At 37.7% G+C, this 14,340-nt stretch carries 12 protein-coding genes; 5 read left to right on the forward strand and 7 right to left on the reverse strand.

Annotated features, from left to right (window positions below; genetic code table 11):
- Positions 1–39 precede the first annotated feature (39 nt).
- Positions 40–1,572 carry a 2-isopropylmalate synthase gene (locus FBQ94_RS04400; RefSeq protein WP_007223059.1) on the reverse strand — a complete coding sequence of 511 codons (1,533 nt, stop codon included), beginning with the start codon at positions 1,570–1,572 and terminating at the stop codon, positions 40–42.
- A 469-nt stretch (positions 1,573–2,041) separates the two neighbouring features.
- On the opposite strand from FBQ94_RS04400, the gene FBQ94_RS04405 reads away from it, so the two are divergent.
- On the forward strand, positions 2,042–2,869 hold the full coding sequence (locus FBQ94_RS04405) for a hypothetical protein (protein ID WP_007223060.1): 828 nt from the start codon (positions 2,042–2,044) through the stop codon (positions 2,867–2,869).
- Positions 2,870–3,499: 630 nt separating this feature from the next.
- On the forward strand, positions 3,500–5,230 hold the full coding sequence (locus tag FBQ94_RS04410) for a tetratricopeptide repeat protein (RefSeq protein WP_007223061.1): 1,731 nt from the start codon (positions 3,500–3,502) through the stop codon (positions 5,228–5,230).
- 93 nt (positions 5,231–5,323) lie between these two features.
- On the opposite strand, the gene FBQ94_RS04415 is transcribed toward FBQ94_RS04410, so the two are convergent.
- A complete protein-coding gene (locus FBQ94_RS04415) occupies positions 5,324–6,838 on the reverse strand; it encodes a hybrid sensor histidine kinase/response regulator (protein WP_007223062.1) in 1,515 nt (504 codons plus the stop codon).
- 385 nt (positions 6,839–7,223) lie between these two features.
- Between FBQ94_RS04415 and FBQ94_RS04420 the strand changes: the two genes are divergently transcribed.
- The gene (locus tag FBQ94_RS04420; RefSeq protein WP_007223063.1) at positions 7,224–7,913 is read left to right on the forward strand and encodes a hypothetical protein; all 690 of its coding nucleotides are present in this window, start codon (positions 7,224–7,226) and stop codon (positions 7,911–7,913) included.
- A 129-nt stretch (positions 7,914–8,042) separates the two neighbouring features.
- Here the strand turns inward: FBQ94_RS04420 and FBQ94_RS04425 are convergent, their stop codons facing one another.
- Positions 8,043–8,678: an MBL fold metallo-hydrolase gene (locus tag FBQ94_RS04425; protein ID WP_007223064.1), complete on the reverse strand. Its 636-nt coding sequence runs from the start codon at positions 8,676–8,678 to the stop codon at positions 8,043–8,045.
- A 111-nt stretch (positions 8,679–8,789) separates the two neighbouring features.
- Positions 8,790–8,966 (reverse strand): hypothetical protein, encoded by a 177-nt coding sequence (locus FBQ94_RS04430; protein ID WP_007223065.1) that lies wholly within the window; start codon positions 8,964–8,966, stop codon positions 8,790–8,792.
- Between the two features lie 190 nt (positions 8,967–9,156).
- Here FBQ94_RS04430 and FBQ94_RS04435 point away from each other — a divergent pair, with 190 nt between their 5' ends.
- A complete protein-coding gene (locus tag FBQ94_RS04435) occupies positions 9,157–10,077 on the forward strand; it encodes a Lon protease family protein (protein ID WP_007223066.1) in 921 nt (306 codons plus the stop codon).
- Positions 10,078–10,604: 527 nt separating this feature from the next.
- On the opposite strand, the gene FBQ94_RS04440 is transcribed toward FBQ94_RS04435, so the two are convergent.
- Positions 10,605–12,086, reverse strand: coding sequence for an aldehyde dehydrogenase family protein (locus tag FBQ94_RS04440; protein ID WP_007223067.1), 1,482 nt, complete (start codon positions 12,084–12,086; stop codon positions 10,605–10,607).
- Between the two features lie 170 nt (positions 12,087–12,256).
- Between FBQ94_RS04440 and FBQ94_RS04445 the strand changes: the two genes are divergently transcribed.
- Positions 12,257–12,550, forward strand: coding sequence for a hypothetical protein (locus FBQ94_RS04445; RefSeq protein ID WP_007223068.1), 294 nt, complete (start codon positions 12,257–12,259; stop codon positions 12,548–12,550).
- Between the two features lie 82 nt (positions 12,551–12,632).
- Here the strand turns inward: FBQ94_RS04445 and FBQ94_RS04450 are convergent, their stop codons facing one another.
- Together FBQ94_RS04450 and FBQ94_RS04455 are read right to left on the reverse strand one after the other, a co-directional pair.
- On the reverse strand, positions 12,633–13,064 hold the full coding sequence (locus FBQ94_RS04450) for a hypothetical protein (RefSeq protein WP_285442005.1): 432 nt from the start codon (positions 13,062–13,064) through the stop codon (positions 12,633–12,635).
- Entirely contained in the window at positions 13,033–14,172 is a 1,140-nt protein-coding gene (locus FBQ94_RS04455) for a DUF6119 family protein (RefSeq protein ID WP_007223069.1), read from the reverse strand. The genes FBQ94_RS04450 and FBQ94_RS04455 overlap by 32 nt, the downstream gene beginning before the upstream one ends.
- Positions 14,173–14,340: the final 168 nt, after the last annotated feature.

Genomic DNA, 14,340 nt, shown 5'->3' on the forward strand with positions numbered 1-14,340 from the left:
TCCGGTACGTTAAGGAATGCTTTCTCTTTTCCAGTATTTCTAAGGATGAATCGTGTATTTTGGATTATTTGCTGCTGCTTTATTAATCGCATGCAAATAAGCCTTTGCACTGGCTTCAATGATATCGGTACTTACCGCGCGCCCTGCTATGGATTTACCATTCACATCAATATTTACATAGACCTCACCCATAGCATCTTTTCCACTGGTAACAGCTTGAATATTGTAATCCTGTAATTTACCAGGAATTCCTGTCGATAGATCAATAGCCTTAAAAAGTGCATCAATGGGACCATCACCGATGGTAGCATTATCCACGGTGCTACCATCCTGCAATTTGAGCCGCACCCCTGCAGTTGGCACGGTATTTGGTCCACAACTGATGCTAAGACCTTCTAATTGGAAAATAGCAGGAACTTCCATTTTCTCGATACCAATAATAGCCTCAATATCCTCATCAAATACCTCTTTTTTTTTGTCCGCAATATGTTTGAACTCTTTAAAAGCTCTCTCAAATTCTTCTTCCGACAACTCGTATCCCAGCTCTTTTATTCGTTCTTTAAGGGCATGCCGTCCTGATAGCTTTCCCAGTACAAGCCTGGTTTTCAGATGTCCGACATCTTCCGGTTTTATAATTTCATAGGTAGTACGCTCCTTGAGTACTCCATCCTGATGTACTCCCGACTGATGTGCAAACGCATTTTCACCGACAATAGCTTTATTCCTCTGCACTCTCAGCCCTGTCAGAGTACTTACTAATTTGCTGGTAGCAATTAACTCCTTAGTGACAATGCGCGTGGAACAATGATAAAAGTCCTGTCTCGTCTTAAGAGCCATAACAATCTCTTCCAGGGCTGCGTTCCCCGCCCTTTCACCGATACCGTTTATAGTACACTCCACTTGTTGTGCGCCAGCCTTCACAGCAGCCAGAGAATTAGCCACAGCAAGTCCAAGATCGTTATGACAATGTACGCTGATTATTGCCTTATGAATGTTTTTAACATGTTCTTTGAGTCCACGAATAAGAGAGGCATAATGATCCGGCACTGCATAGCCCACGGTATCAGGGATATTGACCGTTTTTGCGCCAGCATCAATGACAGCCTCTACAACCTGAACGAGAAAATCCAGTTCCGTCCGCGATGCGTCTTCAGGTGAAAATTCTATGTCATCCACATACTTTCGGGCATATTTGACCGCCTTAACTGCCAAATGAATAATTTCTTCCTTTGCCTTGAGTAATTTATATTTCCTATGTATTTCAGAAGTCGCCAGAAAGATATGGATTCGTGGCTTCTCCGCTTTCTCAAGCGCCCTCGCCGCACTATCAATATCCTTTTCAACTGCACGGGCAAGACCTGCTACAGAAACCCCCCGTACATCCTGGGCAATCCTCTTAACTGATTCAAAATCACCCTGAGAAGATACGGGAAACCCTGCCTCAATAACATTTACCTGTAACAAAGCCAATTGCCTGGCAATCTGGACCTTTTCATTGATATCTAAACTGGCACCTGGTGATTGTTCTCCATCACGAAGGGTCGTATCGAAAATAATGATATTATTAGCCATAAGTATTTTTTGTATCTAAAAGTTTAGTTCCCGGTACAATTCGATAAATTTTACTACATGCCCTTATCACATTCAATAACTATTTATTATTTGCCTATATTCTCTAAGTCTTTATAGAATAATACTCTATAAAATAAATTTATCACACCTCATCTGTCTATAACAGTATTGCTTCATGTTATGAAAAAAAATGAAACCATACCTATACAATTTTTGTTATAACTATATGTGAGGGAATTGGTTGAATCATTCCAATTCTCAAAATACCAAATCCTGTATAACAATTGGAGGTAAAGTAATCATGACAATAACAAATAATGATTGTCCACAAAATCCAAATTTGGAAGTTAATGCAAGGACTATAGTTCTGAAAACGCCAAATAGGAAATCTAAGATTGAGATCTACATCAGTGAGTTTTATTACAAGAAATACTCAATGGAGTAAAAAATAAGTAAGGAGATACGCATCATGACTCAAAAAACTGAAGAAAATATTTCACCTGAAACAGGTGACACACAATTAATACAACTTAATGATTTTGACAAAGAAATCGAAAAACTCATTCCTACCTGTGGAACAGTTGAGCTTACGGAACAGCAGAAGCAAGCATTATTCAGACCGGTAAACGAACAAGACATCGAAATTCGTCCCGATGGCCTGATTTATTTGCCTTGGGTCGAATATGTATCAAGGCTCAAGGAAGCTTTCGGCCTTAATTGGGCAATTGTACCTCAGGGAATGCCCAAACATAATGGAGATTACCTTGTGTGGGGCTTTCATCTTATTATCCAGGGGAAGCTGGCCGGATTTGCAATTGGAGAACAGGAATATAACCCAGATAATGCATATATGAGTTGGAGTGATGCATGTGAAGGTGCAAAGAGTAACGCCCTGATGAGGCTGTGTAAGGGCATAGGAATAAGCCTGGAGTTATGGAAACCATCATTTGTGAATGCCTGGAAAGAGAAATATGCAGAATCGTATTGGGATACCGATAAACATGGCAAGAGAAGAAAGTTCTGGAGAAAAAAACCTCTGACTCAATCAGAAGGAAAAAAAGAAGTTACCCCTTACAAAACGGTAAATCCTACGAGTTATACCAATACAGATAAAATTAAACCCCTCACACCATCTGAGCTTGTAAGGAAAATCCGGGGCGCTGAATCACTGCCACATTTGAAAAATATCTGGAGCAAGCATCATAAATGTCTGGATACCTATGCGCCCAGAGACAAAGAACTCGTTACGAAAGCCAAAGATGGAAAGAAGAAAGAGCTGCTGACAACTGTTAAATAATGAACTTTTGAATGAGGTTAACAGGAAGGGTTTTAAAGGAACACAGGGAAAAATTGTGAAGATTGTTCGGCTTCTCTCTAACAGAAGACCTGGGTAAATCTTCCACTTATCTGGAACAATTTTTAGTTTTTACTCGCTACATTCTTAACTTCGCATCTATACTCACCTATTACCCCTTAAAGCAATCGCTTAAAAGTTGGTGTTCTATATACGAACTTGGTCTTCATTCTCCGTCTACTTAAAACCCTTTAACCTGTTACCCCAGGAAAGCGCCGTTCTCTTGACTATGAGATCATTAGGTATTGTTGGCGCCTTGGTTCTATTTTCTGCTGCCCATCTTCAACTCATATTTTCCTCTTGATCGCAACGAATCTATACATTCTACACCTCTTCCCTGTCACTTTAATTTTATTAGTATTCATAAATATCTAAACCTCCGCTTCCTATACAATATTTTTTGGAAAATACTAAAATCAATGCATTTGAAAAACGTAAAATACCCTGAAAATTAACTATTTGACATTCAGATACTACTTTGATAGATTTTACTACTTTATAATACTATTTGCCCCGATACATAAGACTATAAATCGTTAGTATTCATCTATTATTTTCGTGTAAGGTTTAAAATTGCTCAATATACCTATAAAAAGACATTTCCTGATACTTTCATTGCTAGCTACTATTCCGTTAGCATGCAGAACCCCTCATTATACAGAGGTTGAGAATAAAACAAAAAAGGGATATCTGACTTCAGCTACTGATAAGATTGCAGGTGCAAATACGCCAGAACAACATAAGGTAATAGGTATTTCTTATTTTAAGAAAGGAATGATAGATGAATCTTTGGAGGAATTGAAACTTGCTTCTGAGAAAATACAAGAAGATGCTGAATTGCATCATTACCTGGGAAAGATCTATTATGATAATAACAAACCAGATGAAGCAATTGCAGAGCTCCTTGCTGCCGTTTCTTACTATAAGATAACGCAGACGGCAGAAAAGGCAGATGCTTACAATGACCTCGGTTTAGCGTACAAAGATAAGAATGCGTTCTCAGAATCTCTCACAGCTTTTAAAGAAAGCCTCGAATTGAACCCTTCAGCTACTGATACAAACTATCATGTGGGATTGCTCTACTATAAGAAAAATATGCTTGATGATTCCATTACCTATCTTAAAAAGTCGATCAAACTTGATCTGAAAAACGCAGACGCCCATTTCACACTCGGATTGGTATACTACACAAAAAGTCTCTATGATAAAGCAACAAGTGAGTTTAAACAAACTATCGAATTGAATTCCAAGGATGCAGAGGCGCACAATTATCTCGGCTTGCTTTATTACCAACAAGGAGATCTTGAAGAATCGATCGCTGAGCACAAGGCCGCACTCCTTTCGGATCAAAATTACCCCGACGCTTATAATAATTTAGGCATTGCCCTTTATGCAAAAAATAATACCAAAGATGCAATAGATGCCTTTAAAAAAACACTGGAACTGCAACCGGACTTTGCTGAAGCCTACTTCAATCTTGGTCTCATTTACAGTGAAGAAAATAAAACTAAAGATGCTGTATCCTCCTTGGAACAGGCAATTAAACTTAATCCCAAAATTGCTGAAGCCCATTTCACCTTAGGAGAGATTTACACAAAAAATGATATGCAGGAAGAGGCATTATCCGAATATAAAAAGGCTATTGATAGCAAACCTGACTATGCGGAGGCGTATTACAATTATGCTGAACTTAATGCTACAAAGGGGATGCATGATAGATCCATCGCTGCCTGGAGTAAAACTATTGAATTAAATCCTAACAATACTGATGCTTACTTTAATCTGGGAATAGCGTACTATAATCAGGGAGATCTTGACAAGGCTATCTCTTTGTGGATCAAGGTTATTGAAATCAATCCAAATGATTATGATGCCCTGATAAATCTTGCAGATGCATATAATGCAAAAGGTTTATTAGACAAAACTATACAAACATGGGAGAAGATTACCGAAGTTTATCCAAACCATGCAGGGTTATACTATAAATTAGGCAATGCCTATGCAAAGAAAAATATGTATAACACTGCCCTTGTCCAGTGGGAAAAGGCAATAGAGATCGACCCTAACCTTGTGAACGCTTATTATAACCTCGGACTCACTTACCAAAAGATTGGCAAATGGGATGATGCTATTGAGGCATATAAGAAAGTTTTAGATATTAACGCAGATGATATTGATGCACACAGAAATCTAGGACTCCTTTACAAGGAAAAGGATATGCACGTTGAGGCCGAATCAGAATTTGCCATTTATAAGATGTTAAAATCTACCCGTTCATCCATAAGCATACCTGAATACGAATAAAGAAACATCTTTCCGGTAAATAATTCGCTGGCTCAATCGAAAGCGATGGAGCAGCAATGCAATAGGTAAAACTCACTACAGTTTATCTAAAATTTACAAGCTATCTGCAACAGGCTTTACCGGCAAAACTACTGAAAATTTCGCAAATTCTCCCTCTACACTATCAATAATAAATTTGCCACCGTGAGCAGTAACAATACCATGGCTTACGCTTAAACCTAATCCCGTTCCTTTATCTCTCGGTTTTGTGGTAAAAAATGGATCCATTACTTTATGCACGATATGAGCAGGTATGCCGATACCATGATCATAAAACGTGATTTTTACATAAGGATAATTATTTAACATTATCTCTTCACCTAGGATTTCAAGAATCTTGTTATCATGTATTTTCGGATATTTTTGGTTCAGGGCATATCGTGCATTACTTATGGTATTTAAGAAGACCTGTTGTATTTGATGTGGATTTGCAACTATTTTTGGCAGGCTCTTTGGAACATTCGCCTTTATCTGAATACCCTCTTTTTGCAATTGAGCCTTTGTCAGTATAAGCGTATCAGACAGGATTGTATGCATGCAAACATCACTCTTTTTTTCTTTTGTATCACTTGGCCTGGAGAAAGAAAGGAGGCTGTGCACTATGCCGGCAACACGATCGCCTTCCTTGATAATTCGCCTGGCAAGATCTTGTTCGCTACTCCCTTCTTTGCTCTCATTAAACAATATTTGGGCACAATTGATAATACCATTTATAGGATTATTAATCTCATGAGCTACCCCTGCCGCCAGTTCACCTAATGATGCCAAATGCCTGGAGCGTTCAGCCTCCCTTGATAATAATACCTTTTCAGTAATATCCCAAAAAATACCTGATATTCCAATAATATCACCCTTTTCATCTTTCATAGGGGTTTCCACCATACGGATGATCAATTCTTGCCCGTCTTTGATATATTTCTCTTCTCTATCCTCAGCCTGTCCTGATTCTATAACCCTTTTATCTCCTGCCCGGTATTTTTCAGCAAGCTCTTTAGGAAAAAACTCATAATCTGTCCTTCCATAGATTTCATCTGGTCTGATGCGCAAATCCTTAGCTAAACTCTCATTACAGGATACATACATTAAATTTTTATCTTTATAAAATATCCTTTGGGGAAGATTTTCAAGTAACAATCTATGTCTACTCTCATTCATACGGAGTAATTCCTCTGCTTGCCTTTGATTCATCCGTTCCTCTGCCTCGCTTAATGCCCGCTCAATGGAAGCAACTAGCGATGTCAGATTATTCTTTCTCACATAATCTTGAGCGCCAGCTTTCATGTATTCTACCACTACATCCCCACTTATAACACCTGATATGATAATAAATGGCAGATCCATTTTACTTAATTGCAATTGTATCAGTGCACCAATTCCACTGAAAAATGGCATGGAATGTTCAGAAAGGACAATATCCCATACTTGCCTTTCAAGTTCCATCTTCATCGCTGAAGCTGTTTCGACCCTTTCAAATATCGGATCATAGCCACCTCGTCTTAATTCACAAAGCACTAAATCAACATCATGTAATGAATCATCGACAATTAAAACGCGAAGCGGCTTACCCATTTTAATTACCCTTCTGTAATAATGAGTTTTTGTTAAAATCAATCTTTTATGATTGATATAGATGAGTTCACATCACAAGACCCCGGCCGATACTAGCGTTTTCATTAAGGAGCGTATCAATTTCCCGTATAAATATAAGTAATTATTATAGTATCAAGACCAAAATTTACAAATTATTTTAAATACAACTGTTTGTAAAATTAAGTATTTGGTAAACTTGAATATTTATAATTAACAATAAAGTTTTAGTCAAATTATTAATAAAAATATGAACACGGTTAAATAACATTTGGAGAAAGGAGGGTTTACTATTTAAGATTGTATTGAGATATTAATTCGCATGTAATTAAATTAACAGGTATTTTTACAAGATGAGGTCAAATGTATGAAAAAACTGCTTATTACAATTTCTATTTGCTTATTGTATCCGTCAATTTCTCATTATGCCCTGGCACAACAAGGTCAAAAAATTACACCCTCAGAAATCCTTGGGGAAAGAAGGGAATATTATTTCGATGATGATAAAGTTGATGAAATGCCCGCAGGATTTCAAAGTACTCTAACAGGCAAGGGTAAAGCAGGACGTTGGATGGTTATGAAAACAGAAAAAGCAACTTCGCCTGATAATGTAGTTGTACAAACCGGAACAGATGATACAGATTATCATTTTCCACTTTTGATACTGGATAACCTATCCTATAAAGATCTCATGGTATTTGTAAGATTCAGAGCTGAAACGGGCAAAGTTGATCAGGCAGGTGGATTGGTCTTCAGATATAAAGACAACAACAACTATTATGTACTCGGGGCAAACGCTTTGGAAAATAATGTCAGACTATATAAAGTTGTTAATGGAAGCCGGAAGCAAATTGGAGGTAAAAATACAAAAGTAACTTTGGGTGAATGGCACTTATTAAAAGCTGTTTGTAAGGAAGATAAGATTCAATGTTTTCTTGATAATACAAAGGTAATAGAAATAACAGATGATACCTTTGATAGTGGAAATGTAGGCATGTGGACAAAGTCCGACTCCTCTACACTTTTTGATGATCTGGTAATCCAGGAAACCAAATAAACAAATTTAATCTGAAAAAATAGTAAAATCCCCCTTTATAAAATCAACAAGGGGGGATTTTACTACAGGATACTGAGAACCAGCTCATAAGGTAAATTTTATTATTGATTCTCTTTATCGTAAAATTTTCTATGAGAAAAAGGGATTATGCTGTTTTTCTTCACCTATAGTAGTAGGTAATCCATGCCCCGGATAGACAATTACGCTGTCTCCCAAAGTAAACAGACAAGTTTTTATTGAGTTAATTATCTTAACATAAGAACCACCGTAGAGGTCTGTCCTGCCAATTGAGCCTGCAAAGAGCGTGTCGCCAACAAATACAGCATTATCTATGAGGAAACATACACTGCCAGGAGAATGCCCTGGAGTATGTATAACCCGTAAGACCTCGTCTCCAAGAGGAATTTCTTCATTATCTACCAGTGGCCTATCTACTGTTGGCAGGGGAATAGAGGGCATTCCAAATGTATGTGTCTGATCATCCAAATAATTTAACAGGGGTATATCCCCTGAATGAAGCAGGAATTTTGCACCGGTCGAATCTTGTAAAGATCTTACTCCCCCCACATGATCAAAATGTGCATGGGTATTCAAAATATATTGCAAGGTAAGATTGTGCTTTTTTAAGAAATCGAGAATTTCTTCTGGATTACCACCAGCGTCTATTACTATTGCATTATGGTCCTTTTTGGAACCAAGAATGTAACAATTCACTTCAAGGGGACCGACTGTCAGCGTCTCAAAAATGATATTCTGTAATTTCATTGATCAAAAAACTATTTGTTCCTCAATACTAATATTAATAAATCAATTTGTATCCTTATCATATAGAAAAACCCTCACTAGCTTACATTATTTTTGTGAAGATTTTTTCTATTAACTGAGAGGCACCTGCTTTCGCTTATAATATTCACTTGAATGAGTATGTTCCAGAAATAACTTATAATTCATATTTTTTATCCATATCTCAAACTCCTGAAATTCCATATTTAAAGCACGAGCATACGTACAAATTTCAGAACCAGCAGTTTTCAAATTTTTCATAATAATCATAAAATGTTTACCTACTTGTTAAGAATAATAGTATTTATAATCTCCTGGATTTCTATAATTATACTAAGGTAAAATAAAAATTATTCTGAAAAAAACATATAAAATCCAATTAACGTATTGTTTATTTTTACAAATAAACAGTCATTATACCAATTACGAAGCAAGAAGGCAAAAAATTAAGATAATTTTTATGAACTTTATTCCAAAACAACATCTGGAAATTGGCAATTATATAAAATACATAGACGAGATTCTTCATAAATGCGATAAAGGAATTGAGTACTGTAAGATATGTCCTAACGAGTTTGTATGCGCAGAATTAGAAAAAGATGACTTCGGACTAAAAGGTTCGACCGTATCAGATATCCTGACTGCCATTCAATATGCTCTTAATAAAATCCCTGGATTTTTAAACCCTGACAAGAGGGAGAATCTTAGGACACATATCAAAAACTATATAGCTGAATCGCCTATTCATGAACGAGACATTTGGGAAAATAGCATTCTCAATATATTACTTGATAAAAAGCTTGCCAATCAATTCTATAAACCTGAAGCAAAAATAGGGAAAATCCGGACATTACTTACCTATAACGCCAACATTAGTTTTTCTATCTACTTAACATGCCTCTATCCAAATAATAATGACATCGTGCCAGAGACATTAAAGACTTTGCACTGCGGGTTTATCCCGAATAATACCATGATGGTAAATCAATTTGCACAAAGAAGACATACCGACATTATAATTCCCCCTGCGATAAATCATATAAAGTACTGTCTTGAGAAAGAAATGAATGAAATATTAGAAAAGTGTGATAGAAACGATATAGGGCTTGCAACCGCTTTATGCTACTATGCCGTACTTACAAAATCATTAATCCCGGAGAATATAGCGGTAACAGGTGGATTGGACGGTCAAGGAAGGGTATTACCAGGAGCATCGCTGGATAGCAAAATAGAAACAGTCTTAAGGGAGTTACATTTTATAGACAAGATCATCATCCCTAAGGGTTCATTATTGAGCATTCCTATTCCCGGTAATATATGTATAATTGAGGTAAGCGATCTCGAACAAGCAATAGACAGTGTCTTTAAAAATACTAATTAATTCAATAGAGATGCGGTTATAGTCCCAAGGTAAGATTTATTTTACTTCTTACGGTAACGCATATGCCCCTATGGGGGTTATTTCAAAAACTATAGTAATCCAAAAATAAAACTGAACACAATGAGACTGGGTTTGTTCGTGCCACCTTATCATAATAATGTCCGATTTCATCCTTTGCACACTATAATCCCGTAGGGATGTCATGATTATAGCAAAAATTAGAAAAAAACCCTTAAACCCCGAAGGGGTGACATAGGAAAAACCTGTGTTGATATATCATTCAGGATTTGATGGTATGGTAATATTCTATTAGCATCATTTCACCCCTTCAGGGTTATTCATTATGGTTGTTCCATGCCTATAATCATGACAGCCCTTCGGGCTTGAAGTATAGTAATTAATGATTGAAAACCGAACGACATGGCGGAAAAGAAGCGCGTGCTTATCATGCCGTTCGAGAATGCACAATGCGAAAAATCAGGTATTGATATGTAAGGACTAATATGACATGAGCGTTTACTATTGATTTATAATTTCACGGTTAATCCCTGAGCCATCTTAATCTCCATAGCATGGTTAACTGTCCAGGCCGTGCGATGCGTCACCACATCAATGAGTGTGCTGCCCGATGGCAATCCCGTTCCACTCTTTTTAACACCGCCAAAGGGTAAATGCACCTCTGCTCCAATAGTAGGCAAATTCACATAGCCAAGTCCGTATTCACAATCTTCCCGGATCCTTCTCGCCTTTCGATAATCTTCGGTAATTACGGCACAGGTAAGACCATAACCGGTATCATTATGAACCTCTATAGCCTCGTCAACATCTTTTACCGGAATAATGGCAACATGTGGCCCGAAAACCTCCTCATGGAGTACACGGCTTTTCGGATTATTCTGCATGCGATATACAAAAGGAGACATAAAATAACCTTTTTTATACGGATTGTCCATAAGCCTTCCACCATCCAACAACACCTTTGCACCCTCTTTTTTAGCAAGTTCGTTGTATTGTGCAATCTTTTCCGTTGCTGCCTGATTGATTACAGGGCCCATGAATACAGATTCATCCAGAGGATCACCGATCTTTATCCTCTTTGTTATTTCAATAAACCTCTTTTCAAATTCTGTAAACACCTTCTCATGTACAATGAACCGGCTTGCAGAGGTGCATCGCTGCCCTGAGGTCTTAAAGGCGCTGATAACAGCCGCATTCACAGCAATATCCAGACTGGCATCATCGAGCACAATGAGTGCATTTTTTCCTCCCATCTCACAGGCAGCCATTTTATTATCAAACCCGGCGACAGTCCTCTTTATTTCTGCTCCCACAGCATTAGAACCAACGAACAGCACGACATGGGTATCCGGATGTTTCACTAACAGGTCTCCACAACTCCCATGTATGATATTAATCACACCTGGTGGAAAACCAGCCTTATGCGCATATTCGGCAATCACATTACCTACGCATGCCGTTTCCCGGGAAGGCTTAAGAATAACCGTATTCCCTTCTACTACTGATGGACAGACCAGCCACAGGGGAACAGCAAAAGGAAAATTCCACGCAGTAATCGCCGCAACAACCCCCTTCGGCTTTCTGCGCATGAAAGAATCTTTTTCCGGAATTTCAGAGTCAACCACATCACCGTGAGGCATCCGAACGGTACCAAATACATATTGGGCCATGTGGATACCTTCTGTTACATCTGCACGGCTTTCTACGATTCCTTTTCCACACTCTTTTGCCATTAAGCGGGCAATCTCTTCTCGATCTTTTTTTATTAACTGGGTAAACTCATCAAGGTATTCACCCCGTTTAATCCGCGATAGATGCCTCCAACCATCGTAAGCCGCTTGTGCAGCGTTAACGGCATCATTTACATCTTTCTCAGATGAAAGCGGGAATGTCCCCAACACTTCATCAAAACTAGCGGGACTTCTGCTTTCAAACCGTTCACCAGATGCCCCATCAACAAATGCCCCATTAATATAATTTTTCCCTTCCATAGTCCTTCTTCCTCCCTCATAAATTTATAGAGGTTTTACCTTGCAAATTGGCAGACATTAAAAAGTATACTAACTTCCAAGTTTTTTTGATATAGTATTATTTAGCAAATTCTGTCTAAACTATCAATTAAATATCAAGGAAGTCTATCAGAGACATGGAGTGAGAATACATGCATATACAAAAAAGGATCAATCGCTTTTATTATACAAGACCAGATGGTTATCCTCAAATCAGGGTTCACCATAAAAAAGGGGCAGGGAAGAAAATGCCACGCTATCTTTTGAAGTGTGGTTGTTGCGATGGAAAGCTCGAGATATACTACGATGAAGAAGGACTAGAAATAAACGGGGTGAACGGCTCAATTGATGATTGGCGTGAGATTCTTCTCCCACTGCTGCGAATTGAAAAAGAATTAGGCTATGAGAAGCGAAGCACATCCAACAAAAAAACATTGATGGGTTAGCTCCGCATAACCTATCTTACTTGACTTATAAAACACAAGCAAAATGGCTGCTGAATAGGCCAATTTGCTAACTCGATAGAGCCTAGTGCTGCCTATATCCCACACGAACAATTGACTCATATCCAGCGTTAGAGCATTGTCTTTGCCACTCAGCAAGTTTCATCAAGAAAATCAATGATTTGATTTCAGAAATCTTTGTGAATTGTGTTTTTCGTTCAAAAATAAGCCAAAGGCATATCTTTTTTGGTCTGATGTCTTGTCCGTCGATTTGGATTGAGGAGGTTCGAGTTTGTAAAATTTTAACTGTCGCAACTGCCTGATCTATTGCATAGGCAAACTTTTGCGGAGTACCAATTTTAACAAAAAACGCTGTATTGTCTTTGAACAAATCCAGTTTTTCTATTTTGTACTGTTGTAAAGTGGTTACATGCCTATCTAAATTCATGTAGCCATCATTTTCTCTCAAAGAGTTGAAATGATATTCAGCATAACCGTGAGCACCCCTTTTCTTCATCAGAAAGGTCGTTTCGCCACTGCTTAAATACCGAATTAGAAAAGTTGATATTTGGGTTTTCAAAGACAATTCTATCATCAATTTGTTTCTTCAGAAATTCAATATAGTTTTGGTTGAAAATATGCCAATCGCCATCACGGAGAAAATGCCTCTCGTCATCGACATAATCAAGAAAATATTTCAGTGGTTTTGTATAACCCTTGTTATGCTCGTCTGAAACTTTAATTTTGAGTTTGTTAATGTTAGTCGCAAGATCAATATTGTGTCGGTTTATAAAATCGTGAAGAACAGAAAAATTGAGTTCTCCTTCTACATCCTGCCCTTGTCGGTCAAGTATAAAGCGATACTGATTTTTACCCAGAAAAACAAAATCAACACCAGAAACTGTCGCCTCTGCTGGCTGTAGACCAGCGTTCGTACTGTTTAGAATTTCTTGCACAAGTATTTGATCCAGTTCTGCTATTTTTATCTTATCTGCAATAGCTGTTGCTCTGGGTAAAATTATCTTAGGGCTTTTCAGTAGTTCTTCATCAATAGCCTGGACTAATTCAGGTAGATCATCTGGCAATATTTCTAAATGCAACTGTGCCGAATTGCCAAAACTTGCAACCTCTCCCCATTTATCCTTATCAATCGTCTTGGCCTTAACATAGTGTATAGATTCTCCGCTATCATATTCAAACTCGCTATTTTCCTGATAAGAAATGATTGTTTTGCTTTTCTTGCCACCAAACAATTTCGAATTTTTGAGCTTGAGATTGTTGTCAGCTATCCTCTCGGCAAGATTGATCCCAAAATCTGTATCGCAAAAATCCTTGAGATAAAAGTGCGATTTTCCCATGCTGATTGCATAAGACAACGATGAATTTGAGATCAAAAATACTCCAAAATAAACCTTGTTCTTTGGTTTACTATCCAAACCAAAATAACCTTCGTACAGATCGGCCCACCAAATATCAATGTCCTCCGGTTCTTTTGAAAAATAAAATGAAAGGGTAAAGCCGTTAACACTTTTCTGTCCGGCAAGAGAGAGGCCGACGGTTTGTAGTTTTTCAAGCAATTTCGACTCTTTGACCTTTTCGATTTTGTAAATATTGTATTTGGCCATACCTTCAGTTAAAATCCAATAACCTCTAATACTAGAAAAGTCTCTATTATACCACCAGCTCAACTGATGGCTAAATTAGCCAAAAGGGTTAAAAGATTAAATTTGTAACTTCATGATACTTGGCTGGTTTCTCACTTTACCTCGATAACAAGGATATTTTAAGTAAAG

Source organism: Candidatus Jettenia sp. AMX1, from assembly GCF_030263775.1.
GTDB classification, from domain to species: Bacteria; Planctomycetota; Brocadiia; order Brocadiales; family Brocadiaceae; genus Jettenia; species Jettenia caeni.